24 protein-coding genes are annotated in these 24,827 nt (G+C 67.9%); 14 read left to right on the forward strand and 10 right to left on the reverse strand.

The annotated features are described in order from the left end of the window. The first annotated feature begins 106 nt into the window (after nt 1-106). Genes AC5P7F_RS11690 through AC5P7F_RS11715 form a run of 6 tightly spaced genes read left to right on the forward strand, consistent with a single transcriptional unit; the run spans nt 107 to nt 4,212 of the window. Nucleotides 107-895 carry an ABC transporter ATP-binding protein gene (locus AC5P7F_RS11690; protein ID WP_014648934.1) on the forward strand — a complete coding sequence of 263 codons (789 nt, stop codon included), beginning with the start codon at nt 107-109 and terminating at the stop codon, nt 893-895. Beyond that, the gene (locus AC5P7F_RS11695) at nt 895-1,644 is read left to right on the forward strand and encodes an MlaE family lipid ABC transporter permease subunit (RefSeq protein WP_005414955.1); all 750 of its coding nucleotides are present in this window, start codon (nt 895-897) and stop codon (nt 1,642-1,644) included. The genes AC5P7F_RS11690 and AC5P7F_RS11695 overlap by 1 nt, the downstream gene beginning before the upstream one ends. Before the next feature lie 59 nt (nt 1,645-1,703). Next, complete coding sequence (gene mlaD / locus AC5P7F_RS11700; protein WP_014039020.1) at nt 1,704-2,228, forward strand: outer membrane lipid asymmetry maintenance protein MlaD; 525 nt, start codon at nt 1,704-1,706, stop codon at nt 2,226-2,228. Beyond that, nucleotides 2,225-2,899 (forward strand): MlaC/ttg2D family ABC transporter substrate-binding protein, encoded by a 675-nt coding sequence (locus AC5P7F_RS11705; RefSeq protein ID WP_053494825.1) that lies wholly within the window; start codon nt 2,225-2,227, stop codon nt 2,897-2,899. Before mlaD ends, AC5P7F_RS11705 begins: the two co-directional genes overlap by 4 nt. Continuing rightward, complete coding sequence (locus AC5P7F_RS11710) at nt 2,889-3,200, forward strand: STAS domain-containing protein (protein ID WP_014648936.1); 312 nt, start codon at nt 2,889-2,891, stop codon at nt 3,198-3,200. The genes AC5P7F_RS11705 and AC5P7F_RS11710 overlap by 11 nt, the downstream gene beginning before the upstream one ends. A 1-nt stretch (nt 3,201) precedes the next feature. Next, nucleotides 3,202-4,212: an MlaA family lipoprotein gene (locus AC5P7F_RS11715; protein ID WP_100450830.1), complete on the forward strand. Its 1,011-nt coding sequence runs from the start codon at nt 3,202-3,204 to the stop codon at nt 4,210-4,212. An 84-nt stretch (nt 4,213-4,296) separates the two neighbouring features. Here AC5P7F_RS11715 and AC5P7F_RS11720 read toward each other — a convergent pair whose 3' ends face one another. From AC5P7F_RS11720 to AC5P7F_RS11730, 3 genes are all read right to left on the reverse strand, one after another. Beyond that, nucleotides 4,297-4,842, reverse strand: a complete 546-nt coding sequence (locus AC5P7F_RS11720; RefSeq protein ID WP_014648938.1) for a glutathione peroxidase — start codon at nt 4,840-4,842, stop codon at nt 4,297-4,299. 126 nt (nt 4,843-4,968) lie between these two features. Continuing rightward, nucleotides 4,969-5,358: a hypothetical protein gene (locus tag AC5P7F_RS11725; protein ID WP_041863989.1), complete on the reverse strand. Its 390-nt coding sequence runs from the start codon at nt 5,356-5,358 to the stop codon at nt 4,969-4,971. Nucleotides 5,359-5,419: 61 nt separating this feature from the next. Beyond that, a complete protein-coding gene (locus tag AC5P7F_RS11730; RefSeq protein WP_046433378.1) occupies nt 5,420-6,988 on the reverse strand; it encodes a DNA recombination protein RmuC in 1,569 nt (522 codons plus the stop codon). Between the two features lie 55 nt (nt 6,989-7,043). On the opposite strand from AC5P7F_RS11730, the gene AC5P7F_RS11735 reads away from it, so the two are divergent. Then, nucleotides 7,044-7,646, forward strand: a complete 603-nt coding sequence (locus AC5P7F_RS11735; RefSeq protein ID WP_032958433.1) for a glutathione S-transferase family protein — start codon at nt 7,044-7,046, stop codon at nt 7,644-7,646. Nucleotides 7,647-7,710: 64 nt separating this feature from the next. On the opposite strand, the gene AC5P7F_RS11740 is transcribed toward AC5P7F_RS11735, so the two are convergent. Then, nucleotides 7,711-8,718, reverse strand: a complete 1,008-nt coding sequence (locus AC5P7F_RS11740) for a zinc-binding alcohol dehydrogenase family protein (protein WP_014648942.1) — start codon at nt 8,716-8,718, stop codon at nt 7,711-7,713. A gap of 91 nt (nt 8,719-8,809) precedes the next feature. Between AC5P7F_RS11740 and AC5P7F_RS11745 the strand changes: the two genes are divergently transcribed. Genes AC5P7F_RS11745 through AC5P7F_RS11755 form a run of 3 tightly spaced genes read left to right on the forward strand, consistent with a single transcriptional unit; the run spans nt 8,810 to nt 10,860 of the window. Next, nucleotides 8,810-9,781, forward strand: coding sequence for a LysR family transcriptional regulator (locus tag AC5P7F_RS11745; protein ID WP_014648943.1), 972 nt, complete (start codon nt 8,810-8,812; stop codon nt 9,779-9,781). A 15-nt stretch (nt 9,782-9,796) separates the two neighbouring features. Further along, the gene (leuE, locus tag AC5P7F_RS11750; RefSeq protein WP_005411716.1) at nt 9,797-10,426 is read left to right on the forward strand and encodes a leucine efflux protein LeuE; all 630 of its coding nucleotides are present in this window, start codon (nt 9,797-9,799) and stop codon (nt 10,424-10,426) included. Continuing rightward, nucleotides 10,423-10,860 (forward strand): hypothetical protein, encoded by a 438-nt coding sequence (locus AC5P7F_RS11755; RefSeq protein WP_014648944.1) that lies wholly within the window; start codon nt 10,423-10,425, stop codon nt 10,858-10,860. Before leuE ends, AC5P7F_RS11755 begins: the two co-directional genes overlap by 4 nt. A 23-nt stretch (nt 10,861-10,883) precedes the next feature. Here the strand turns inward: AC5P7F_RS11755 and AC5P7F_RS11760 are convergent, their stop codons facing one another. Beyond that, the gene (locus AC5P7F_RS11760) at nt 10,884-11,786 is read right to left on the reverse strand and encodes a LysR family transcriptional regulator (RefSeq protein ID WP_032958441.1); all 903 of its coding nucleotides are present in this window, start codon (nt 11,784-11,786) and stop codon (nt 10,884-10,886) included. Nucleotides 11,787-11,907: 121 nt separating this feature from the next. Between AC5P7F_RS11760 and AC5P7F_RS11765 the strand changes: the two genes are divergently transcribed. Both AC5P7F_RS11765 and AC5P7F_RS11770 read left to right on the forward strand, forming a co-directional pair. Further along, nucleotides 11,908-12,903 carry an aldo/keto reductase gene (locus AC5P7F_RS11765; RefSeq protein ID WP_126411549.1) on the forward strand — a complete coding sequence of 332 codons (996 nt, stop codon included), beginning with the start codon at nt 11,908-11,910 and terminating at the stop codon, nt 12,901-12,903. 175 nt (nt 12,904-13,078) lie between these two features. Next, nucleotides 13,079-14,506 (forward strand): amino acid permease, encoded by a 1,428-nt coding sequence (locus tag AC5P7F_RS11770; protein ID WP_046433392.1) that lies wholly within the window; start codon nt 13,079-13,081, stop codon nt 14,504-14,506. Between the two features lie 93 nt (nt 14,507-14,599). On the opposite strand, the gene AC5P7F_RS11775 is transcribed toward AC5P7F_RS11770, so the two are convergent. Together AC5P7F_RS11775 and AC5P7F_RS11780 are read right to left on the reverse strand one after the other, a co-directional pair. Continuing rightward, nucleotides 14,600-15,841 (reverse strand): membrane dipeptidase, encoded by a 1,242-nt coding sequence (locus AC5P7F_RS11775; protein WP_164077271.1) that lies wholly within the window; start codon nt 15,839-15,841, stop codon nt 14,600-14,602. Nucleotides 15,842-15,976: 135 nt separating this feature from the next. Further along, nucleotides 15,977-17,146 (reverse strand): class I SAM-dependent rRNA methyltransferase, encoded by a 1,170-nt coding sequence (locus AC5P7F_RS11780; RefSeq protein WP_032958445.1) that lies wholly within the window; start codon nt 17,144-17,146, stop codon nt 15,977-15,979. A 386-nt stretch (nt 17,147-17,532) separates the two neighbouring features. On the opposite strand from AC5P7F_RS11780, the gene AC5P7F_RS11785 reads away from it, so the two are divergent. Together AC5P7F_RS11785 and AC5P7F_RS11790 are read left to right on the forward strand one after the other, a co-directional pair. Further along, a complete protein-coding gene (locus tag AC5P7F_RS11785) occupies nt 17,533-18,495 on the forward strand; it encodes a TerC/Alx family metal homeostasis membrane protein (RefSeq protein ID WP_164077270.1) in 963 nt (320 codons plus the stop codon). A gap of 106 nt (nt 18,496-18,601) precedes the next feature. Further along, nucleotides 18,602-19,372, forward strand: a complete 771-nt coding sequence (locus AC5P7F_RS11790) for a rhomboid family intramembrane serine protease (RefSeq protein ID WP_032958447.1) — start codon at nt 18,602-18,604, stop codon at nt 19,370-19,372. Nucleotides 19,373-19,525: 153 nt separating this feature from the next. Here the strand turns inward: AC5P7F_RS11790 and AC5P7F_RS11795 are convergent, their stop codons facing one another. The 3 genes from AC5P7F_RS11795 to AC5P7F_RS11805 form a co-directional block, all read right to left on the reverse strand. Continuing rightward, nucleotides 19,526-20,632, reverse strand: coding sequence for a glycerophosphodiester phosphodiesterase family protein (locus AC5P7F_RS11795; RefSeq protein ID WP_164077269.1), 1,107 nt, complete (start codon nt 20,630-20,632; stop codon nt 19,526-19,528). 137 nt (nt 20,633-20,769) lie between these two features. Next, entirely contained in the window at nt 20,770-22,119 is a 1,350-nt protein-coding gene (gene mnmE, locus AC5P7F_RS11800) for a tRNA uridine-5-carboxymethylaminomethyl(34) synthesis GTPase MnmE (RefSeq protein ID WP_049408439.1), read from the reverse strand. Between the two features lie 3 nt (nt 22,120-22,122). Next, nucleotides 22,123-24,795 carry a polysaccharide deacetylase family protein gene (locus tag AC5P7F_RS11805; protein ID WP_053494814.1) on the reverse strand — a complete coding sequence of 891 codons (2,673 nt, stop codon included), beginning with the start codon at nt 24,793-24,795 and terminating at the stop codon, nt 22,123-22,125. Between the last annotated feature and the right edge of the window lie 32 nt (nt 24,796-24,827).

Consider the following 24,827-nt stretch of genomic DNA (forward strand, 5'->3'; position numbering starts at 1 on the left):
CGGCCTGGCAGGGATCTTGCCGTGCCACAATACTGGACCGTCCAGTCTGCTTATGTTCAGCCGACGGGCCCGATCCTTCGATGTCTAAAAAACGTTAATGGTGCCCATGTCGGCTTCCACCTCCAGTCTGGTGCAGTTATCCAACGTCCGCATCGACCGGAGCGGGCGCACGATCCTGCGCGACGTGTCGCTGCAGGTGCCCAAAGGCAGCATCACGGCCGTGCTGGGTCCGTCCGGCAGCGGCAAGTCGACCCTGCTGGCGGCACTGACCGGCGAACTGCGCCCGGTGGCTGGCGAGGTCACCCTGTTCGGCAAGCCGATTCCGCAGGACAGCGGCGCGCTGCTGGAAATGCGCAAGAGTGTGGGGGTACTGCTGCAGGGCAACGGCCTGCTGACCGACCTCACTGTGGCCGAAAACGTCGCGCTGCCGCTGCGCACGCATACCCGCCTGCCGACCGCCGTGCTGCGCCGCCTTGTGGAAATGAAGCTGCATGCGGTGGGCCTGCTGGCCGCTGCCGATGCCTGGCCGCGCGAGCTGTCCGGTGGCATGGCGCGCCGCGTCGCGCTGGCCCGTGCGCTGGCGCTGGACCCGCCGCTGATGATCTACGACGAGCCACTGACCGGGCTGGACCCGATCGCCTCTGGCGTGATCATGAGCCTGATCCAGCGCCTCAACCACAGCCTGGGCCTGACCAGCATCATCGTCAGCCACCACGTGCACGAGACCCTGCCGATCTGCGACCAGGTGATCGCCATCGCCAATGGCGGCATCGTGTTCCAGGGCACGCCCGAGGCGCTGCAGTCCAGCCAGGACCCGTTGCTGCGGCAGTTCCTGCACGGCCAGCCTGACGGCCCCATCCCGTTCGATGCCGCACCGCGCGCGAGGGTCGCCTGATGCCGTTCGTCCAAGCCACCCGCTCGCTCGGCCGCGCCGGCCTGTTCTCGCTGACCGTGCTGCGTGGTTCGCTGCCGACCCGTGATTTCCTGGCCGAACTGACCCGCGAGATCTACAAGATCGGCGCGCGCTCGCTGCCGATCATCGCCGTCGGTGGCGCCTTCGTCGGCCTGGTGCTGACGCTGCAGGGCTACCGCACGCTGACCACCTTCGGTGCGGCCGACGCGCTGTCGACCCTGCTCGGCCTGTCGCTGTACCGCGAACTGGCACCGGTGCTGACCGCGCTGCTGTTCATCGGCCGCGCCGGCAGCTCGATCGCCGCCGAACTGGGCCTGATGCGCGCCACCGACCAGATCAAGGCACTGGAGCTGATGGCGATCGACCCGGTGGCCAAGGCCGTGGCGCCGCGCTTCTGGGCGGCGGTGCTGACCGTGCCCCTGCTGACCGGCATCTTCTGTTCGCTGGCGATCAGTGCCAGCTACTTCGAAGCGGTACACGTGCTGGGCCTGGACAATGGCGTGTTCTGGTCGGCGCTGCGCAACAGCGTCGATTTCTGGGATGACTTCGGCGTGGCGATGCTGAAGTCGGCGATCTTCGGCGGCACCGCCGCGCTGGTCGCCGCCTACGTTGGTTTCCACGCCGAGCCGACCATCGAGGGCACCTCGGTGGCGACCACCCGTGCGGTGGTCAACGCCTCGCTGCTGGTACTGATGTTCAACTTCGTGCTGTCGGCAATGTTGTTCACCTAACCCCTCCACCGGCGGTGCGCAGGCGCGCGCGGCCACCACGACTCGATCAGGTAATCCACATGGCCATCCGCGGTCCCAGACTCGAATTCTCCGTCGGCGCCTTCCTGCTGCTGGCCCTGGCCTCGCTGATGGTGCTGGCCGTGGCCTCGACCAACCAGCGCTGGAGCTGGGGCAGCCAGGGCTACGAGCTGAAGGCGCGTTTCTCCCAGGTCGGCCAGCTGCGCAAGCAGGCGCCGGTGAAGATCGGCGGCGTCACCGTCGGCCAGGTCGCCTCGATCGACCTGGATCCGGTGAAGTTCGAATCCATCGTGACCCTGCGCATGGACAGCAAGGTCAAGGACCTGCCGGCGGACACCTCGGCCGGCATCTTCACCAGTGGTTTGCTCGGCGAGAGCTATATCGGTCTGCAGCCGGGCGGTGACCCGGACGTGCTCAAGGCCGGTGACGAGATCGTCTTCACCCAGCCGGCGGTGGACCTGATCCAGCTGGTCGGCAAGTACATGTTCAGTGGCGGCGCCGGTGGTGGCGCAGGCCAGAAGCCCAACGATGGCGCGCAGGCGCCTGCAACGGAACCGCAACCATGAAGATGAAACTGATCCCGGCCCTGCTCGCCTCGGCGCTGCTGGCGGCTACTCCATTCCTCGCCCAGGCCCAGGCCCAGGCCACCGCTCCCGCCCCCGCCGCTGCCGCGGCGCAGGGCCAGGCCGGCAAGGTGGTGATCGATGCCAGCACGCGCATCCTCACCACCCTGCAGCAGCGCCGCAGCGAGTTCAGCAGCAACCCGGCCAGCCTGCGCAGCTACATCGACAGCGAACTGAACCGCACCTTCGATCGCGACTATGCCGCGCGCCTGGTGCTGGGCCCGCACGCCCGCGGCGCCTCGGATGCCGACATCAAGCTGTTCGCCGATGCCATGGCCGACAGCCTGATGCAGCGCTACGGTTCGACCCTGCTCAACATCCAGGGCAAGCCGAGCTTCCGCCTGAAGGGTGAAAGCCCGCTGCCGGGCAACCGTGGTGTGCGCGTGAGCACCGAACTGGTGCGCGCCGGCAACGAACCGACCCCGGTCGAATACTGGATGCGCAACGTGAACGGCCAGTGGAAGATCTTCGACGTCAACATCGAAGGCATCTCCTACGTGCAGACCTTCCGCAACCAGTTCGATACCCCGCTGCGCCAGAAGGGCATCAAGCAGGTGGCCAGCGAGCTGCACAGCGGCAGCATGCAGGCCGGGCCCGCCGGCAATGGCAAGTAACGCACTTGCGCTGCTGGAAGGCGACACCCTGCGCCTGCGCGGGGTGCTTGACCGTGCCGCGGTGATCGCACTGTGGCCGCAGCTGCAGGCCCTGCCGGCCAAGCTGGCGCGGCTGGAGCTGGGTGAGGTCGAGCGCGTGGACAGCGCCGGCCTGGCGCTGCTGGCCGAGCTGGCGGCTCGTGCACGCAAGGCGGGCCATGCGCTGGCCATTTCCGGCGCGCCCGCCGGCTTCAACGAGCTGAGCGCAGCCTATCGGCTGTCGCCCGACCTGGATTTCAACGCTACTTCTGCTGCGAGCTGACATGAACGTCGTACGCACTTTCCCCCTGATCCTCCTGGCCACCGCCCTGACCGCCTGTGCCGGCAAGCCCGCGCGCAGCGATGCACCGGTCGCCAGCACCGTGGTTGCGCCCGGCCCTGCTGCTCCGGCCGCAACGGCCGATACCGGCGGGGTCGACGCTGCTCCGGTCGCCTCCGTGGCCAACCCTGCCGCGCCCACCGCTTCAGCGCCGACGGCTGCGCCGCAGGGCGCAGAGGCCAGCCCACCGAAGGCCGCAGCGTCCACCGCCGCCGCCGGCGACGATGATTTCGACGCCCTCTATGGTGGTACCGGCAACACCGGCAACGCGGCGGCCTACGATCCGTGGGAACCGTTCAACCGCAAGGTGCACACCTTCAACAATGCGGTCGACCGCGGCGTGGCGCGCCCGCTGGCCACCGCCTATACCCATGTGGTGCCGCGCTTCGCGCGCACCGGCGTCAGCAACTTCTTCAGCAACCTGCGTGCGCCGGTGACCATCACCAACCAGTTGCTGCAGGGCCGTGGTGCCGATGCGTGGGACAGCCTCGGCCGCTTCCTGATGAACAGCACGCTGGGCATCGGTGGCCTGTTCGATCCAGCCAGCAAGGCGATGGTGCCGCGTCGCAATGAAGACTTCGGCCAGACCCTGGGTGCCTGGGGCTGGCGTCGTTCGCGCTACGTGGAACTGCCGTTCTTCGGCCCGCGTACCGTACGCGACGTGTTCGGCCTGGCCGGTGACATCCCGTTGTCGCCGATCCGGCGCGTCGAGGAAGACAAGATCCGCATCGGCCTGCAGGGCCTGCAGCTGGTCGACACCCGCGCACAGCTGCTGGCGATCGACGATCTGCGCGACACCGCAGTGGACGAATACGCCCTGGTCCGCGATGCCTGGATGCAGCGCCGCAACTACCAGATCGAGAACGATCTGCGCAGCAAGCGCGACCGCGGCCATGACGATGCCAATTCGCCGATCCCGGTCGATGCGATGCCGATGCCGCAGTGGACCCACTGAGGCCGCGCGACGGTGCATGAAAAACCCCGCTTCGGCGGGGTTTTTCTTTTCCGGTGGGTGCCAACCCTGGTTGGCACGCCGTGCTCAGGCCGCCAGCGCGGCCTCGATAGCCTCGCGCAGGCGCGCGTCATCGGCGGCCACGTCCGGGGCAAAGCGTGCGACGACCTTGCCATCACGGCCGACCAGGAACTTCTCGAAGTTCCACAGCACCGCCGGTGCCGGATGGATCGGGATCTCCTTGCTGGCCAGGCGCTCACGCAGCGGGCCTTCGCCGATCGACTGCGGCTGCGCGGCGGTCAGCTGCTGGTACAGCGGGTGGGTGTCCTCGCCAGCCACGCTGATCTTGGAGAACATTGGGAAACTGACATCGTAGGTGAGCTGGCAGAACTGCTGGATCTCGGCCTCGCTGCCCGGCTCCTGGCCAAGGAAGTTGTTGGCGGGGAAGCCCAGCACTTCCAGGCCCTGCGCGTGCTTTTCCGCATACAGCGCCTGCAGGCCTTCGTACTGCGGGGTCAGGCCGCACTTGGAGGCGACGTTGACCAGCAGCAGCACCTTGCCCTGGTAGTCGGCAAGCGAGGACGGCTGGCCGTCGATGGTGGTGAGGGGAATGTCCTGGATCGGGGTGCTCACGCGGGGGCTCCGGCTACGGCGGGGAATGGCCCACCAGCATAGCGCCGCGCGCGCTGTTGTAGAGCCGAGCCCATGCTCGGCTGATGGTATGGCAGCCGAGCGTGGGCTCGGCTCTACAGGCAGGATTCAGTCCACGCAGATCGTGCCCTGCGCCTTGCCATCATCGATGCGCTGGCGGCACCCGAAGTTCTGGCGCACATCACGCTGGCAGGTACCGGTGGCGGCACTGCCGGCGGCCACCTCGGCTCCGGCCAGGCACTGGCCCGTGCAGTCGCTCTTGCGGCTGCAGGCCTTGCCGGCGTCCGCATAGGGAATCACGCACTGCTCGCGCTGCAGGCGGCCGAGCCGCTGCAGCGTGCCGCCAGCGGCCTGGCAGTCGACGTCACGTGCTTCGCGGTAGGCCTCGCTGGCTTCCGGCGCAGGAGCGGCCGTAGTCGTGTCGGCGACCGGGGGCGTGCTGCTGCATGCAGCCAGCAACGCTGCCAGGACAAGAACGGCACAGGAGCGCAAGCGCATGTCGATACCCGCCACGGACTCAGGGTGCCCAGCATAGCCAGGCGCAGGTGCACGGGACGTGTCAACCCGCATTGCCGTCCTCGTCGTCCTCCGGCGCGCCCAGCTGCTGCATCGGGTCCGGGGTCAGCTCCGGGGGCAGCGCGCGCTTGGCCTTGCTGCCCAGTTCGGCAAGCCGACGGGCGCGGCTGATGGCCGACTGCGGCGAATCGATCAGGCGATTGCGCGCATCGGCGTAGGCCTTGCCGGCATCGTCCAGCTTCTTGCCCATGGCGGTGAAGTCCTGCAGGAACCCGGTCAGGGCGTCCAGCACCAGACCGCCGGCCTCGCTGATCTTCAGCGCCTGCTTCTGCACCTTGTCGCGCGTCCACAGGCGCTCGGCCACGCGCAGCAGCGCCATCAGGGTGTTGGGCGAGGCGAACACCACGCGGTTGTCGAAGGCGAACGCCTGCAGGCTGCCATCGGCGCCCAGTGCGGCTGACAAGGCACCCTCGATGGGAACGAAGGCGATGGTGATGTCCAGCGTCTCGCTGCCCAACGCCTTCGGATAATTCTTCTCGCCCAGGTCCTTAACGTGCTGGCGCAGCGCAACCGCGTGCCTGCGCAACGCGTCTTCCGACTGCTCCGGGGTAGTGGCATTCATGGCTTCCTGCCAGGCGATCAGGTTCACCTTGCTGTCGATCACCACGCTGCGTTCGTCGGGGAACTGCACCACCACGTCCGGTCGCAGGCGCGCACCTTCGTCATCCACGGCATGCTTCTGCCGCTGGTAGTGCACGCCCTCTTCCAGCCCCGATCCGCGCAGTACGTTGTCGAGCATCAGCTCGCCCCAGTCGCCGCGGACCTTGGCATTGCCCTTCAGCGCATTCGTCAGCGCCGATGCCTGCGCCGCCATGTCCTGGTTGAGCGTCTTCAGTTCGCCCACCGCACCCAGCAGGCTGGCGCGTTGCCGCGCTTCCTCGCCATACAGCGTATCGACGCGGGTGCGGAAATCGCCCAGCTTGTCGGCGAACGGCTTGAGCAGCCCCTCGATGTCCGCGCGTGACTGCACTGTCGCCTGCCGCACGTTCTTCTCGAACTGCTGTCCGCGTTCGTCGAACACCTTGCCCGCCAGTTCGGCGAAGGCGCCCGACAGCTTTTCCTTGGCGGTATCAAGATAGCTGCGCAGTTCGGCACTGGCCCGTTCGGAGTGCTGCAGATTGGCCACCGCGCGGGCATGTTCACCGTGCAACTGCTGGTAGCGCTGCTGCGCCTGCTGCAGCTCGCTGCTGGTCTCCGCAACGGCAGCGCGCGCCTGCGCCAGGGCCGCTTCACGTTCGGCCAGCTGTGCTTCGCGACTGGCCGACAGCGCTGCTTCGCGCTCCACCCGGGCGGTCAGCGTAGTGACGGCCTGTGCGTGCTGTTGGCTGCGGCTCCGTTCGTTCTCCAGTTCAGCGCTCAGCGCATCGAGGCGGCCGCGCAGCTGGCCGGCATCGACCAGGGCGAGGCGATGCTGTTCGCGTTCGCTGTCCAGCAGCCGCTGCAGTTCGTCGGAGGGTGCACCGCCAGCACTGCGACGCCACAGCAGCACCAGCGCGACCAGGGTCGCCAGCAGCAGGACCACTGCCAGGATCAAGAGGACTTCGATATTCATGCGATCAGTTTAGCCCCGCTGCGCTAGGCTGGGTCGGTCTGCCCCGGAAGCCCCCATGCTCGCTCTGTACGGAAAACCCACCTCCATCAACGTGCGCAAGGTGCTCTGGCTGTGCGCCGGCCTCGACCTGCCACTTCACCACGAGCCAGCGCCGCCGACGGACCTGCTGGCCACACTGAACCCGAACCGGCAGGTGCCGGTGCTGCGCGATGGCGGCTTCGTGCTGTGGGAATCCAACAGCATCTGCCGCTACCTGGCCGTACGCGCTGGCCGTGATGACCTGCTGCCCCGCGCGGCACAGGATCGTGCGCGGGTCGAACAATGGATGGACTGGCAGGCCAGCGACCTCAACAGTGCCTGGCGGCACGTGTTCATGGCACGCGTGCGCCAGCATCCGGACTACCCGGACGATGCCCGCGCCGAGGCCAGCCTGGTCCAGTGGAACGGCTTGATGGGCGTGCTTGATGCCCAGTTGGCCGCTGGCGGCTACGCCGCTGGCAACACCTTCACCCTCGCCGACATCGTGCTCGGGCTGTCGACCCAGCGCTGGCGCAGCACACCGGGCCACAAGCCGGCGCTGGCACACGTGGGCGCTTGGTTCGAGCGCCTGCGCCAGCAGCCCGGTTTCGCCGAACACGTCGACAACGGCGTGGCCTGAGGCAGGGGTCAGATCCTTTCCCGGGAAAGATATCTGACCCCAAGGGTGCGGGAACGATCCGGCCTTACCAGCCTTCCAGCACGATCTTGCCCTTGGCGCGGTGGCTCTCCAGCAGCGCGTGGGCGCGCCGCAGGTTGGCCGCGTCGATGCGCCCGAAGTGCTCGCCCAGCGTGGTCTGCAGCACGCCCGTGTCGATCAGCTCGGCCACGCGGTTCAGCAGGTCGTGCTGGCGCTGCATGTCGGCGGTGCGGTACAGCGGCCGGGTGAACATCGACTCCCAGTGCAGTGACAACGCCTTGCGCTTGAGCGCCATCACGTCCACCTGGCCAGGATCATCGATCAGCCCCAGCTGGCCCTGCGGCGCCAGCAGTTCCACGATCTGCGCGTAGTACTGGTCGGAGTGGGTCAGGCTGGCCACATGCTGCACTTCGCTGATGCCGAGCCGCGCCAGTCCCTCGGCCAGCGGCAGGCGGTGGTCGATCACGTGGTGCGCGCCCATTGCGTATGCCCAGTCCTGGGTATCCGGACGCGAGGCGGTGCCGATCACGGTCAGCCTGGTCAGCTTCCGCGCCAGCTGCACCAGGATCGAACCGACACCACCGGCAGCACCGATCACCAGCAGGGTCTGGCCCTCGCCACCACCCTCGGGGATGCGCAGGCGGTCGAACAGCAGCTCCCAGGCGGTGATTGCAGTCAATGGCAGCGCCGCGGCGGCGGCATCATCGAGGCTGGCCGGCTTGCGCCCGACGCTGCGCTCGTCCACCAGCTGGTACTCGGCATTGCTGCCCGGGCGGTCGATGACGCCGGCGTAGTAGACCGCGTCGCCGGGCTGGAACAGGGTCACCTCGCTGCCCACCGCGTCGACGATGCCGACCGCGTCCCAGCCCAGTACGCGCGGGCCATCGGTGGCCACGCCGCGGCGGACCTTGGTGTCGACCGGGTTCACCGCCACCGCGCGTACCGCCACGCGCAGGTCGCGGGGGCCGGGCTGCGGCAGCTCCAGTTCGATGTCGATCAGGGCCCGGGCATCATCGATCGGCAGGCCGGCGTGGGTATAGGCAATGGCGCGCATGGCAGCGGTCCAGTGGGGAAGGAGGCGACAGGTTGCGCCGCGCGCGCTCCCTCGGAAAGGCGCAGAATCGGGCAGCACTTTCACTCTGGCGATGAAGATGATCCGCTTCGACGATCTGCAGCTGTTCGTCCGCACTGCCGCGCTGGGCAGCTTCTCGCAGGCCGCCCGCGAGGCCGACCTGCTGCCCGGGCAGGTCGCTGCGGCGGTGGCACGGCTGGAGCGCGAGCTGGACCTGCGCCTGTTCGTGCGCACGACCCGCAGCCTGCGCCTGACCGGCGAGGGCGCGCTCTACCTGCCGTATGCGCAGGAGGTGCTGGCCACCCTGCGCGAAGGCCAGGCCCGCGTGCAGGGCGAGGACACCGAGCTGCACGGCATCCTGCAGCTGTCGGCGCCGTCGGACTTCGGCCGCAACCTGCTGCTGCCCTGGCTGAGCGCGTTCCGCGCCGCGCACCCGCGACTGCGCCTGCACCTGCGCCTGTCCGACGAGGTCGCCGACGTGTTCCGCGAACCGGTCGACGTGGCCATCCGCATCGGCCACTTCGATGACGCCAACTACGTAGCCCTGCCCCTGCTGGAAGGCAACCGGCGCGTGCTGGCCGCCTCGCCCGGCTACCTGCAGCGGCGTGGCCCGCCCACGCGCCTGGAGGATCTGCGCGAGCACGACTGCCTGGTCTATCAACTCAATGGCCGCGCCTACGATCGCTGGTCGTTCGAGGTGGACGGGCGCCGCAGCGTGGTTCCGGTACGCGGCCCGCTGGTCTGCGACGACGCCGACGTGGTGCGGCGCTGGGCCGTGGCCGGCGAAGGCATCACCTACAAGTCCTGGCTGGACCTGCGCGAGGATGTGCTGGCCGGGCGCCTGCAGGTGCTGCTGGACGGCGTTGGCAGCAGCATCCCGCTGCAGCTGGTGTGCCCGCATCGCAAGCAGTTCTCACCCGCCGTGCGGCAGCTGCACGCGCAGCTGCGCCAGCACCTGCAACCGCTGCTGTCCGGGATGCCGGTTGGCCCCACCGGCCCCCTGTCGCCCGCCGCAGCGCTGGCCGACAATGGCGGCCCCCCGTAACAGAAGAGCACCGCCATGCCGTGGATGGGCATCCAGGACCTGTGGACGTTTCTGGTCGCCGTGCTGGTGTTTCTCGCCCTGCCCGGTCCCGGTACCTTCACGCTGCTGACTGCCACCGGCCGTGGCGGCGTGCGCGGCGGCTACACCGCACTGGCCGGCCTGCTGGTCGGCGACCAGATCCTGATGTGGCTGGCGCTGGCCGGCGTGGCCGCACTGCTGAAGGCCAATCCTCTGGTATTCCACGCCGTGCAGTACCTCGGCGCGGCCTACCTGGTGTGGGTCGGCATCAGCCTGCTGCGCACGCCCAAGCACGAGGGCGGCGACGCCGGCCCGATCCGCATGCAACCCGGCCGCTACTTCCAGCAGGCGATCCTGGTCAGCCTGCTCAACCCGAAGGCGATCCTGTTCTACATGGCCTTCCTGCCGTTGTTCATCGATCCGAAGGCACACCAGGGCATCGCCACCTTCGCCGCGCTGGCCGGCATCATCCTGGTGGTCAGTATCGCCTACTGCTCGATGCTGATCGGCGTGGGCAACCTGGCCCGCCGCCGGTTGATCCAGCACCCGCGGATCAGCGATGCGCTGCGTCGCGTGGCCGGCCTGTTCCTGGTGGGGTTCGGCATCCGCCTGGGGCTGAACGGATGAACGGGCGGCTGCCACTGCTCGGCATGACCCTGCTGCTGGCCGGTGCCGCCTCTGCCGGCACCGTGCAGGACCATCGCTGCCTGACGGGCGGTCGCAACGACAACATCCACCTGGAATGGCGCTGGCTGGAAGACGGCCGGGCCGACGTGCGTTACGCCGGCCAGCGCGAGCGCCTGCCCCTGCACCGGATCTCGATGGAGACCACGGTGCTGGCCGAGGATCGCCCGTACCAGTTCGACAGCGTGTGGGAAGAGCGCATCGACGGGCGCCTCAACGGCCGCTACCTGCTGAGCACGCAGGGCGCGCTGGTACTGGATCTGAGCTACGAACGCGCCCGTGATGGCCGTCGCACCACCTTCCACGATGACAGCCAGGCGTGGCAGGAGGATGGCTGCCATTGGCCGGGAGGCGTAGCGGCGCGCGTGGTCGATTGAAGCATGCCAACCAAGGTTGGCATCTACCGGTCGTGCATCTCCGCGCGCAGGTGGTCGATGAACACCCGCAGCTTGGGCGCCATCTGCTCACGCGCGGGGTAGTACAGGTGGAAGCCGGGGAATGGCGGCTGCCAGTCCTGCAGCACGCTCTGCAGTCGCCCAGCGTTGATGTCGTCGGCCATCAACGAGGCGAAGCCTTGGGCCATTCCCAGACCCGCCAGCACGGCACCATGGGCGACGCCGGCATCGTTGAACACCAGCCGCCCGCTCACTTGCACGTCCAGGTCGTGGCCGTCGCGGCTGAACTCCCAGGGCATCAGCCGGCCGTTGGCCAGCCGGTGCACGATGCAGGCGTGGCCCTGCAGGTCATGCGGGGTCTGCGGCACGCCATGGCGTTCGAAATAGGCCGGCGTGGCTACCACCACCTGCCGCTCGGGTGGCCCGACCGGCACCGCGATCATGCCCTGTGCGAGTGATTCGCCCAGGCGGATGCCGGCGTCGAAGCCCTCGGCCACCAGATCGGTCAGCGCGGGGTCGACGCACAGTTCCACCTGCACCTGCGGGTAACGCGCAAGGAAGTCGGGCAGCCGCGGCAGCACCATGCGATCGGCGACGATGCGCGGCAGGGTCACGCGCAGCCGCCCGGCAGGCACCGAGCGCGCGCTGTCCAGTTCGGCAAATGCCTGGTCGATCTGGTCCAGGCCGCCGCGCACGCGCTGCAGGAAACGCGCGCCGTGCTCGGTCAGGTTGACCCGCCGCGTGGTCCGCTGCAGCAGCCGCACGCCCATCCGCGCTTCCAGCGCGCGCACGCTCTGCGACAGCGCCGAGGTCGACACACCCAGGGCATCGGCGGCGCGGGTAAAGCTGGCGTGCTCGGCCACGTGGACGAAAGCGACCACAGCAGTGAGCGGGACGGAGGCATCCATTGTGAAGGCAGCCTTCAAGGTAAGTCCGGTGACACGCAGTTTATCCACATGATGGCGTGGAGGATGCTGTGCCCCTCGCCACTGCCCATCCAGACGTGGCGCCTTCCCCAAGGAGATCCACATGAAGACCCGTACTCTCGGCCCCGCCGGCCCCACCGTGTCCGCCCTCGGCCTGGGGTGCATGGGCATGAGCGCGTACTACGGCGGCCGCGGCAGTGACGATGACGGCATTGCCGTCATCCGGCACGCGCTGGACCGTGGCGTGACCCTGCTCGACACCGCCGATGTGTATGGCCCGCACACCAACGAGGTGCTGGTCGGTCGCGCGATTGCCGGCCGCCGCAACCAGGTGTTCCTGGCCAGCAAGTTCGGCATCGGCCTGGACCCGGCTGACCCGAAGGCGCGGCAGATCAACGGCCACCCGGACTATGTGCAGGCCGCCTGCGAGGCCAGCCTGCGCCGCCTGGGCGTGGACCACATCGACCTGTACTACCAGCACCGCGTCGACCCGACCGTGCCGATCGAGGACACCGTGGGTGCCATGGCACGCCTGGTGGAACAGGGCAAGGTGCGCTGGCTGGGCCTGTCCGAGGCCTCGGCGGCCACCCTCCGCCGCGCCCATGCGGTGCACCCGATCACGGCGGTGCAGAGCGAGTACTCGCTGTGGTCGCGCGAGCCGGAGCAGAACGGAGTGCTGGCCACCACGGCGGAGCTCGGCATCGGCTTCGTGCCGTATTCGCCGCTGGGCCGTGGCTTCCTGACCGGCGCCATCCGCAGCCCGGACGACTTCGACGCCGACGATTACCGGCGCACCTCGCCCCGCTTCGAAGGCGAAAACTTCCAGCGCAACCTGGCATTGGTGGACACCGTGCAGGCGCTGGCCGCCGAGCGCGGCATCGCCGCCTCGCAGCTGGCGCTGGCCTGGGTGCTGTCGCGCGGCGGGCACATCGTGCCGATCCCGGGCACGACGCGGCGGGCACGGCTGGACGAGAACCTCGCTGCACTGCAGGTGGAACTGGATGCGGCCACGCTGGACGCATTGGATGCGGCCTTCCCGCTGCATGCCGCGGCCGGCGAACGCTATTCGGACAGCGGCATGGCCAACATCGAGTCCTAGCGGGGGCCGGGACGAACGTACACCGGTGGCTGCCGCCGGATTATGCCGATTCCGGCAGCCTGGCCGGGGCGCAGCGCGTGCCCCGCCATGCATGACCCCCGTCAGTGGTAATGCTGCGCTGCGTTCGGTCACACTCGGGAACTTGTCGTTCTTAGTCACCCCTTCCGAGGCCTGCATGTCCCTGTTCCGGCGCAAGTCCCTAGATTCCGTCACCGTCCACGAAGCCGGCAGGCGTCTGATCCCGACGCTCAGCTGGCCGCACCTGATCGCGCTGGGTATTGGCGCCATCGTCGGTACCGGCATCTACACGCTGATCGGCGTCGGTGCCAACCTGGCCGGCCCGGCCGTGCTGATCTCCTTCGCCATCGCCGGTGCGGTCTGCGCCTGCGCGGCGCTGTCCTACGCCGAGCTGTCGACGATGATGCCGGCCGCCGGCAGTGCCTACACTTACAGCTACAGTGCGCTGGGCGAGGTGTTTGCCTGGGTGGTGGGCTGGAGTCTGATCCTGGAGTACTCGCTGGTGGTGAGTACGGTGGCGGTGGGCTGGTCCGGCTACTTCGTCGGCTTCCTCGAATGGGTCCACACCCAGTTCGGCTGGAACGTGCACCTGCCGGCCTGGCTGGCAGCCGGCCCGCACGTGGAAGGCGGCATGATCAACCTGCCGGCGATCATCATCACCTGGCTGGTGGCCGGCATGCTGATGGCCGGGACCAAGGAAAGCGCCACGCTCAATGCCATCCTGGTGGTGTTCAAGCTGATCGCGCTGGCGATCTTCGTGGCCGTGGCCCTGCCTGCGTTCGACAGCGCCAACCTGCAGCCGTTCATGCCGTATGGCTTTGCCAAGTCGATGGGCCCCGATGGCGTCGAGCACGGCGTGATGGCGGCAGCGGCGATCATCTTCTTCGCCTTCTACGGCTTCGATGCGATCTCCACTGCTGCGGAGGAGACCAAGAACCCGGGCCGTGACCTGTCGATCGGCATCATCGGTTCGATGATCGGCTGCACCATCGTCTACGTGCTGGTGGCGCTGGCCGCAGTGGGTGCGATGAGCTACGCCGTGTTCGGGCACAGCGCCGAGCCGCTGGCGCTGATCATGCGCCAGCTGGGCCATCCGACAGCGGCGATGGTGATCGGCGTGATTGCGATCATCGCGCTGCCGACCGTGCTGCTGGCCTTCCTGTACGGCCAGAGCCGCATCTTCTTCGTGATGAGCCGCGACGGCCTGCTGCCGCGTGGCCTGTCCAAGGTCAACGCGCGTACCGGCACGCCGGTGGCGACCACACTGTTCACTGCGGTGGTGGTGTCGGCGCTGGCCGGCGTGGCCCGCCTGGACGAGATCGCCGCGCTGGCCAATGCCGGTACCCTGGCCGCGTTCACTGCAGTGGGCGTCTGCCTGGTGGTGCTGCGCCTGCGCGAGCCGGACCGCGCGCGCACGTTCCGCACGCCGCTGGCCTTCGTGGTTGGCCCGCTGGCCGCGCTGGGTTGCATCTACCTGTTCATCAGCCTGCCGCACACCACCCAGCTGTACTTCCTGTTGTGGAACGTGGCCGGCCTGGTGCTGTACCTGCTGTACAGCCGACGCCATGCGCTGATCGCGAAATAGACCGATCACCGGTAGTGCCGGCCGCTGGCCGGCAACCCGAATCCTGTTGATAGGGGCGATGCCGGCCGCTGGCCGGCACCATCGCAGGGCGTTTCAACCGCCCTGCTTTGCGGCGTAATCCTGCGCCTGGCGCATCACCCGCAGCAGGTTGCCGCCCCAGATGCCGGCAATCTGCTGCTCGGTATAGCCCTTGCGCAGCAGCCAGGCGGTGATCTTCGGCAGCTGGCTGACATCGGGCAGGTCGCTCAGGCCACCGCCGCCATCCCAGTCCAGGCCGATACCCACGTGCTCGGGGCCGACCACCTTGAGGATGTGCTCGAAGTGGGCGAAGAAGTCGTCCAGGCTGGCATGCCGCACGGGGTGTTCATGGTCCAGTGCCTGTTCGGCTTTCAGCAGGGCCACGCCCTGCTCGATGCCCATCCCTTCCCAGCCGCCCAGCTGCCTGCTCAGCGCTTCTTCGGCCTGCTTGCGCTCGGGTGTCTTCGCCGTGTCGATCAGGTAGCCGCCATAGGCGTTCACCTGGATCACGCCGCCGGCCTTGGCCAGCTTGCGCAGCCGCGCGTCATCAAGATTGCGCGGGTGGTCGTAGACCGCCTTGGCCGAGCTGTGCGACAGCACGAAGGGCACCGGCATCATCGCCAGCAGGTCGTCGAACACCGCGTCCGAGGCATGCGACTGGTCGATCACGATGCCCAGCTTCACCGCCTGCCGCACCAGCTCCTTGCCGGCCAGGCTCAGGCCCTTCCACTCCGCGCCCTTGGGATCGGTGGCCGAATCGGCGAACTCGTTGTTGGCGAAGTGCACGGTGCTGAGCAGGCGCAGGCCGGCGCGGTGGTAGAACGAGAGCAGGCTCGGGTCTTCCACCAGCGGGCTGGCATTTTCCATGCTGATGTAGACCACGCGCTTGCCGGCGGCCTTGATCCGCGCCGCATCATCGGCGGTCAGTGCCAGCGCGAAGCGCGCGGGATTGGCCGCCAGCATCTCGCGGATTTCCAGCAGTCGCTGCAGGCCGTGGTCACGCTCGGCCAGGTGGGCCGCTGCGCTGCGATCGCCCTGGTCGGTGTAGATCGCCCAGAAACCGCCATCGAGCGCACCTTCGACCATGCGCGGGTAGTCCACCTGCGAAAGCGCGTTGCGGTCGTGGCGCTGCTCGATGTCGAAGCCGGTGCGGCCGAAGTTGGCCGGTGTATCCAGGTGGCTGTCGAGCGTGACCAGGCGCTGCTGCAGCGCCTTGGCACGGGCCAGTTCCTCGGCGCTGAACTCGATGGCGTGAGCCGAAAGCGGCGCGCACAGCGCCACGGCGAGCACGACGGACAGGTGGCGCAACGATGGCATGGGCTCTCACCGGCATTGGGAAGAGCCCGACCATAGCGCCGCACCCGGCCTTTTTGTAGAGCCGAGCCCATGCTCGGCTGCCAGACAGATCAGCCGAGCGTGGGCTCGGCTCTACAGAGATCGGCAGTGACGCGGTCAGTCCACCACGCGGCAGAACACGGCCTTCAGGTAACGCGATTCCTGCACGTGGGCCATGAACGGGTGGTCCGGACCGGCGCCGGCCACCTTCAGGATCTGGATCGTGCGGCCGGAGAAATACGCCGCGCGGCGCAGCATGTCGAGGAACTGGTCCTCGGCCACCAGGCCGGTGCAGGAGAACGTGGCGAACAGGCCGCCCGGCTTGACCACGCCCAGCGCCAGCTTGTTCATGTCCAGGTACTTCTTCAGCGCAGTGATGACCTGGTCGCGGTCGCGGGTCATCTTCGCCGGGTCCAGGATCACCACGTCGTACTGCTCGCCACGATTGGCCGCATCACGCAGCCACGGGAAGATGTCGGACTGGACGAACTTCGGGCGCACGTTGTTCAGGCGCGAATTGCCCTTGGCGATCTGGATGACGTCTTCATCGATGTCGATGCCGACCACTTCCGAGGCGCCTCGCGCCGCCGCGTACACCGCAAAACCGCCGGTGTTGCAGCACAGGTCCAGCACGCGCTTGCCTTCCACCTGCTGGCTCAGCCACTCGCGGTTCTCGCGCTGGTCGGCGAAGAAGCCGGTCTTGTGCGCACCGGCCGGGTCGGCGCGGAACTTGATGCCGTACTCGGTGATCACCGACGCTTCGGTGGTGGTATTGCCGTGGAAATCGAAGCTTTCCTGTTTCTGCACGTGCTCATCGGCGAAGCTGTGGAAGCGGCAACCCGGGAACTGCTCGCGCAGGGCGTCGTAGATCCACTCGCGGTGGCGGAACATGCCGGCGGCGAAGAATTCGACCACCACCAGGTCGCCGTAGCGATCCACCACCAGGCCGGACAGGCCGTCGCCTTCGCTGTGCACCACGCGCCAGGCGTCGGAGACCGCGTCGAGCTTGAGCACCTCACGGCGCAGTGACACCGCCTGGGCAATCTTGCGCGAGAACCAGCCGGCATCCACCGGCACGTTCTGGTCGGTCTCAAGGATGCGCACGGCAATGCGCGAATGCCCGTTGTAGAACCCGCGGCCAATGAACTCGCCATCAATGCCGACCACGTCGACGATGGAACCGGGCTTGGGCCGGACGGTCGGCTTCTCGACCAGTTTCTGGAAGATCCACGGGTGGCTGGAGCGCCACGCATTCTTGAGGCGGACAATCGGAAGGGGGGTATTCATCCACCCATTGTAAACCGGGCGCCGGGGTCAGATCCCCGCAGGGGCTCTGACCCTCGCCGGCGTGCCAACCAAGGTTGGCACCCACCAGGCCGGAACGGGCTCGGGAATGGGGTCAGAGCCCCTACGGGGATCCGACCCCTCGTCCCCCATTTGACGGCGGCCCAGCCAGACGGCAGAATCGGCGCCAGAAGGGGAGTAGCTCCCAGACGTTGTCGCCGTCATTTCGAGCCCGCAGGCTCCGGTGCAACGGCAGTTCCAGCCGACTGGAACTGCGAGCGAGACCTTCGCCGTACTGGCGAAGCTCTGTCCCTGGATCCCCCTCCCGATCCTCCGTTGCAGATCCTCGCCGTCCGGCCTGGCATTCATCTTTCCAACGGACATTCCCAATGCAGACGATCGGTAACGTGTGGTTGTGGGGCGGCTTCGCAGCGGTGGTGGTCATCGCCCTGCTGGTCGACCTCGTGTTGATGCGCCATGGTGGACCGCACAAGGTCACCTTCAAGGAAGCCCTGTGGTGGTCGATCGGCTGGGTCGCGCTGGCCCTGCTGTTCAACGCCGGCCTCTGGTACTACCTGAATGAGACCGCCGGCCAGGTGGTGGCCAACAAGGTCGGCCTCGAATTCCTGACCGGCTACCTGGTCGAGAAGGCGCTGGCGGTCGACAACATCTTTGTGTTCCTGATGATCATGAGCTACTTCGCAGTACCGGAGGAGCAGCGCCAGAAGGTGCTGATCATCGGCATCCTGGGTGCGATCGTGCTGCGTACGATCATGATCTTCGCCGGCAGCGTGCTGATCAGCCAGTTCCATTGGCTGCTCTACGTGTTCGGTGCCTTCCTGCTGTTCACCGGCTGGAAGATGTGGTTCGCCGCCGGCCAGGAACCGGATCTGGAAGCCAACCCCGCCCTGCGCTGGATGCGCAAGCACCTGCGCCTGCTGCCGGACTACGCCGGCAATGCGCTGAGCGTGACGCGCGATGGCGTGCGCTGGTTCACCCCGCTGTTCGCGGTGCTGATCCTGATCGCGGTCACCGACGTGATCTTCGCCGTGGACAGCATCCCGGCGATCTTCGCGATCACCACCGACCCGTTCATCGTGCTCACCTCCAACGTGTTCGCGGTGCTGGGCCTGCGTGCGATGTTCTTCCTGCTGGCCGGCATGGCCGACCGCTTCCACCTGCTGCCGTACGGCCTGGCGCTGGTGTTGGCCTTCATCGGCATCAAGATGATGATCATCGACCTGTTCAAGATCCCGACCCCGGTGTCGCTGGGCGTGGTCGCGGTGATCATCGCCGCCACCGTGGTGCTGAGCCTGAAGTACCCGCCGAAGGAAGGCTCGGGCCACGCCTGAGCCTGAGCGGTGGGAAGACGCGGCCGGCGGGATTGTCCCGCCAGCCGCACCCACTCTCCCGCAACAGTGGCCTTGGTTTCGCGCCAGCCACCGCCATTGCTGAGGTATGGACAACAACACGCCCCTGCCCGCCGGCGACGTGCCGGCCCCCCGCAATGACCGCTCGCGCATCCTGCGGGCGTTCAATGTCAGCCTGGCGGCCGTGCTGGTGCTGGTGGCCGTGTTCGCCCTGCAGGGCACGTTCGACTGGCGACCGTGGGCGGTTGCGCCGCTGGAAGCCAAGGGCCTGCTCGGCCTGATCGGCGGCCCGATGCTGCATGCCTCGGTCGAGCACATCGCCGCCAACAGCATCGCCATCCTGATCCTCGGCACCCTGGCCGGCAGTGTGTATCCCAAAGCCACCGTGCGCGCCCTGCCCCTGCTGTGGCTGGGTTCAGGCCTCGGCGCGTGGATGCTGGGCAATCCGGGCAGCGTGCACCTGGGTGCCAGTGGCGTGACCCATGGCCTGATGTTCCTGCTGGCCAGCCTCGGCCTGCTGCGCCGCGACCGTGCGGCAATCGCCACCGGCCTGATCGGCATGCTGTTCTATGGCGGCATGCTGATGACCATCCTGCCGCATGCCGATGGCGTGTCCTGGCAGTCGCACATGGGCGGCGCCTTCGCCGGCATCATCGCCGCGCTGCTGTTCCGCAACGCCGATCCGCTGCCGCCGCGCCAGCGCTACAGCTGGGAAGACGAAGAAGACGAGGCCGAGCCGCTGGCCGACGACGAGCTGGAGCCGCCGTCACCGCAGCGCGTGCCGGTGCTGTGGCAGCCGCGCGAGGGCCAGGACTACGTGGTGATCCCGTTCCGCCGGCCGGACGAGCCACGCGGTTGAGGGGACGGTCGTGCCGGCCGCTGGCCGGCAACCTCATGAACCGGTAGTGGCCGACCTTGGTCGGCGCGGTTGTTGCGTGCCAACCAAGGTTGGCACCTACCAGAGCACACCGGCCCCCGGGTAGCGCCGGGCCATGCCCGGCGCGTTGATCGCTCAGTTCCCCGCTGTGCCCATCCCATCCACCGCCTGCCGGCCCAGCGCCGGATCATCGGTGAAGAAGGCATCGATGCCGGTCGCCAGGTAGGCGCGCATCTCGGCGATCGAGCCTTCGACGTTGCGCGCGTTGTCGGCGCCCTTGCGCAGGTTGCTGGGCTGGAAATGGTTCTCCGGGCGGAAGGTGTACGGAATCACCATCAGGCCGGCCGCGTGCGCATCTCGTACCAGCGAGGTCGGCGTGCCCAGCGCGCCCTTGGCATCCAGCGGAATGATCGAACGCAGCTCGGGGCCGATGCCATCGGCGTAGCCGGCGATGTCCTTCAGCCCGGCCGGGGCCATCATCTGTGCGTAGGTCAGCGTGCCGCCGGCCTTGGCGATGTCGGCCGGCTGGGTATCGCCCTTCCACAGCAGCTGCAGCAGGCGGATGTTGCTGCCCCGGCCGATCTTGCCATGCAGGTAGCGCAGGTTGGCGGTCTCGAACGACTGGATCGTGACCGGGCCGACATTGGTGTACGCGTTGCCACGCAGCGCGGCCAGCAGCTTGTCTTCCATCGGCAGGCCGATGGACTGGAAATAGGTCGGGTGCTTGATCTCCGGCACGAGGCCGATGCCACGGTTGGCGCGCCCGGCCTGCTGCACCAGGAAGGCCAGGATCTCGTCCAGGCTGGCGATGCGGAACTGGCCGTCGTAGGCGGTGCTGCGCAGCTCCGGCAGGCGCTCACGGGCGTACAGGGTCTTCAGCTCGGCCAGGGTGAAGTCCTCGGTGAACCAGCCCTCGACCTGCTGCCCATCGATCACCTTGCGGGTACGGCGGTTGGCGAACTCCGGATGCGAGGCGACGTCGGTGGTGCCGCCGATCTCGTTCTCGTGGCGGGCCACCATCACCCCGTCCCGGGTCATCACCAGGTCCGGTTCGATGTAGTCGGCGCCATCGGCGATGGCCTGCGCATACGAGGCCAGGGTGTGCTCGGGCAGCAGTGCGCTTGCCCCGCGATGGCCGTAGACCGACACCTTGGGCACGGCCGGGGTGGAGGATTCAGCACTCATGGCCACCGATGGTGCCACGGCCAGCGACAACAGCAACGCACAACCCCACGACTTCACTGCGACTTCCCCAAGCGGTATGTGATGGGCGTCAGTATGCGGCGGCAATGTGACAGGTGGGGGAAGCCAGTCCCTGTAGAGCCGAGCCCATGCTCGGCTGACGGGCAGAACAGCCGAGCATGGGCTCGGCTCTACAGTTACTTGCCGATGCAGAAACTGGAGAAGATCCTCCCCAGCAGATCATCGGCACTCATCTGCCCGGTGATCTCACCCAGCGCATCGTGGGCCAGCCGCAGTTCCTCGGCGGCCAGCTCCAGGTGCTCGTGCGCCAGCTCGCCATCGGCGCGCTGCGCATGTTCCTGCGCGCGTTCAATCGCATCCACGTGGCGCGTGCGCGCGGAGAACTCGCCGTCCACCTGCTCACCGGCACCGGCCGAAGCAATCGAACGCAGGCGCGCATGCAGATCGTCGAGCCCGGCGCCGGTGGCGGCCGAAACGAACACCCGATCCGGATCATCCAGCGACGGCAGCGCCGCCAGCAGATCCGACTTGTTGTGGATGTAGAGCTTGTGCGGTACCGCCGCCACGGCCTCGCCCAGCGCCGCTTCACCGGCCGCCGGATCGCGCGCATCCAGCACGATCAGCGCCAGGTCGGTGCGCTCGATTTCCACGTGGGCGCGGCGCATGCCTTCGCGTTCGATGGCGTCGCCGCCGTCGCGCAGGCCGGCGGTGTCGACCAGGGTCAGCTCCAGGCCATCCAGGCGGATGGTTTCGCGCAGGGTGTCGCGGGTGGTGCCGGCGATGTCGGTGACGATGGCGCGTTCGCTGCCGGCCAGCGCGTTGAGCAGTGAACTCTTGCCCGCATTCGGCGGACCGATCAGCACCGCGTGCAGGCCATCGCGCAGGCGACGGCCGCGTTCGGCATCGCGGCGCAGAATGGCCAGATCGCTGCGCGCCTGTTCCAGCCCACGCCGCACCTGCGCGCCACCGAGGGTATCCAGCGGTTCGTCGGCGAAGTCGATGGCCGCTTCCACGTGGATGCGCAGCAGCACCAGCTGCTCGACCACCGCATCGATGCGGCGCGAGAACACGCCATCCAGTGAACGACGCGCCGCGCGTGCGGCACGGTTGTCGCCCGCGGCGATCAGGTCGGCGATGGCCTCGGCCTGGGCCAGGTCCAGCTTGCCGTTGAGGAACGCCCGTTCGCTGAACTCACCCGGCCGCGCCTGGCGCGCACCGAGCGCGATGCAGCGCGCGACCAGCTGCTGCAGCAGCACCGGGCTGCCATGGCCCTGCAGTTCCACCACCTCTTCGCCGGTGAAACTGTTCGGTGCCGGGAACCACAGCACGATGCCATCGTCGATGACCTCGCCGTCGGCATCACGCAGGCGCGCGTAGTGCGCGTGGCGCGGGCGCAGTGCAGGCGCCCCCAGTGCATTGGCAATCGCCGCAGCGCGCGGACCGGACAGGCGCAACAGGCCGACACCGCCGGCGCCGGGGGCGCTGGCGATGGCCACGATGGTGTCGGTGCGGATCGCGTCGTTCATGGCTCAGAGCTTCTCCAGCTGCGCGCGCGCCTGGGCCGCGCCACTGCCCTGCGGCTGCAGCGCCAGGTAGGTGGTGTAGGCCTGCTTCGCCTTGGCCTTGTCGCCGGCGTTGAAGTAGGCATCGCCCAGGTTCAGATGGGCCACCGCGCGCGACGGGTCGATCTTCAGCGTGTTCTCCAGCCAGCGCGCGGCTTCTGCATAGCGCTGCTGGCGGTAGTAGACGAAGCCGAGGTTGTTGGCGGCCTGGGCGAAATCAGGACGCAGCTTCAGCGCTTCGGCAAACTGCGCGGCTGCCTCGTCGTACTGCTTCTCGCGGTACAGCTGCAGGCCGCGGTCGTTGGCCTGCTGCGCGCGCTGGCGGTCGGACGCCGGGCCAGCGGTGGGCACCACCAGCTTGGCCTTGCCACCCTGCAGGTCGGCCACCGTCACCGGCGCCTGGCTGCCCTTGGCCTCGCTGGCCGCATCCACCTTGTTGTTCAGCGCGATCGCATCGGCGGTCAGCTGGCGCGTATCGGCGTTGAGGAATTCCTGGCTGTCCGGCACCTGGAACACGAACTCGCCGCCCTGCGAACCGGGCAGGCTGCCGAAGGCCGGGGTCTGGTGCGAGACCGCCGATACGGCCGGCGCCACGTAGGCGGCCAGCTCGGTACCGGTGATCAGGCCGTCGCCGTTGAGGTCGCCCTTGCCGGCCAGCGCCTGCAACAGCACCCAGGTGAACACCGAGTGGCCGTTGGGGCCAGCATCGGCCACCTGCTGGTCGGCACCACCGGCGGTCAGCATCTGCCGCGCGCTGCGACGCGCGTTCTCGCGCAGGAACGACGACGACGACGGGCCACCGCGGGTCAGGCCCAGGCCGCTGTAGCAGGCATCCATCACGAACATCACATGCTTGGCCTGCATGCTCTCGGCAATGTTCTGGATGTCGGTCATCGCGATGGCGTCGGTGGCGAATTCCTTCGGGTCCGAATCGACCGGAATGATGTAGCCCAGGTCGCGCCCGGAAGCGAGCTGGCGGGTCGCGCCATGGCCGGCGAAGAACACGAACACGCGGTCGTTCTTGCCGGTGCGGTCATCTGCCAGGCGATCGTGGAAGGCCGCGAGGATGTTGTTGCGGGTCGCCTGCTCGTTCTTCAGCACGATCACCTGCGAGGACGGGAAGCCGAACTGCCCGGTCAGGGTATCGGCCACCGCCTGCGCGTCGTGGCTGGCGTACTCCAGCTTCGGCCACTTGGCATAGTTGTCGATGCCGACCACGATCGCCCAGGACTTCTCGTAGCCGGTGGTGACCGTGGCGGCACCGGCTTCACCCTTGCGCGCACGGGCGACAGTGAAGTCACGGCCGTTCCAGCCGGCGAACTGGTAACCATCGGCGATCAGCCGGTCGAGGATCTGCGGCAGCGCCTTCACCGCACGATCGTGGATGTCGTGGAACAGGATGATGCCGCGCTGTTCCTTGTTCACCTGGTCTAGCACGCGCTGCACGATCGATTCCGGTACCGGGTCGGCCCAGTCCATCGAGTCGATGTTCCACATGATCGACTTCAGCCCGGCCTCGTTGAGCAGCTGCAGGCCTTCGGCATTGCGCGCGCCATACGGGAAACGGAACAGCGGCGCGCGCTTGCTGTCGACATCCTTCAGCAGCGTGTCGGTGTCGAGCACCTGCTGGCGCAGCGCGTCACCGGTGGTGCGCGACAGCTGGGCGTGGGTCAGGCTGTGGTTGCCGACCGCATAGCCCTCTTCCATCAGGTTGCGGCTGATCTTCGCCATCGGGCCGAGGCTGACCTTGCCATCGGCCTCGACCTTGCCAAGGTTGCGGCCCACTTCAAAGAACACGCCCGGCACGTCGTAGCGCTTGAGGATGGCCACCACTTCATCGGTATAGGCCTTGTGCGGGCCATCGTCGAAGGTCAGCACCACGGTCTTGGCCGGCAGGTCGCGGCCGAAGATCTCGCGGTCGCTGTCCTTCATCGACATCGGGTAGGGCTCGATCACGCCGTAGTCGCGCAGGATCGCTTCGCGGCTGTAGTCCTTGTGCAGGTGGGCGATGTAGTCGTCCCACTTCTCACGCTTCAGCTCGATGGCACGGGTGCGCTCGAAGCGGCTGAAGATGCGGGTCAGTTCCTGGTTGTAGTTTCGCTCGATCTCGTCGAGTGCCTCCAGGTCCTCGCCGATGCGCTGGTGCAGCTTCACCGCCGGCAGCGACGAATCAGTGCCGACCCGCTCATGCAGATCACGCAGCACTTCGCGGAAGGCCAGGCGGTCGGCGTCGAACAGTTCCGGCGCCGACTCGATGTAGTCCAGCACGGTGCCGAGGGTGGCGAAGCGCTGCGGGCTGGAGCCGCGCAGCAGGGTGTCGAACTGCGCGGCGATCGCCGTGCGCTGTTCCAGGCCATCGTGGAACAGCTGCTGGCCCACACGCGTGGAGGTGCCGCGGTCGGCGGCCGATTGCTGTTCCTCGTCTGCCAGCAGCACGATGATCCGGCGGTAGCCGTCGAGCTGCTTCTGCAGCGCCGCCAGCAACGGCGCGGCGGCCGGATCGGCGGCGGCCGCGGCCTGCGCGCTTGGCTGGGTGACGGTGGTCGCCGGCGCCTTCGCGTCCTTGTCGCCGCAGCCGGCAACAACCAGGGTCAACAACAGCGAGGGCAGGAACAGGCGGAACGACGACGCACGCGGCATGGCGGACTCGAAGGTGGGAGGAACGGTGTGCC

The sequence above is a fragment of the Stenotrophomonas sp. YJH_SMC_105-26 genome (assembly GCF_059368915.1).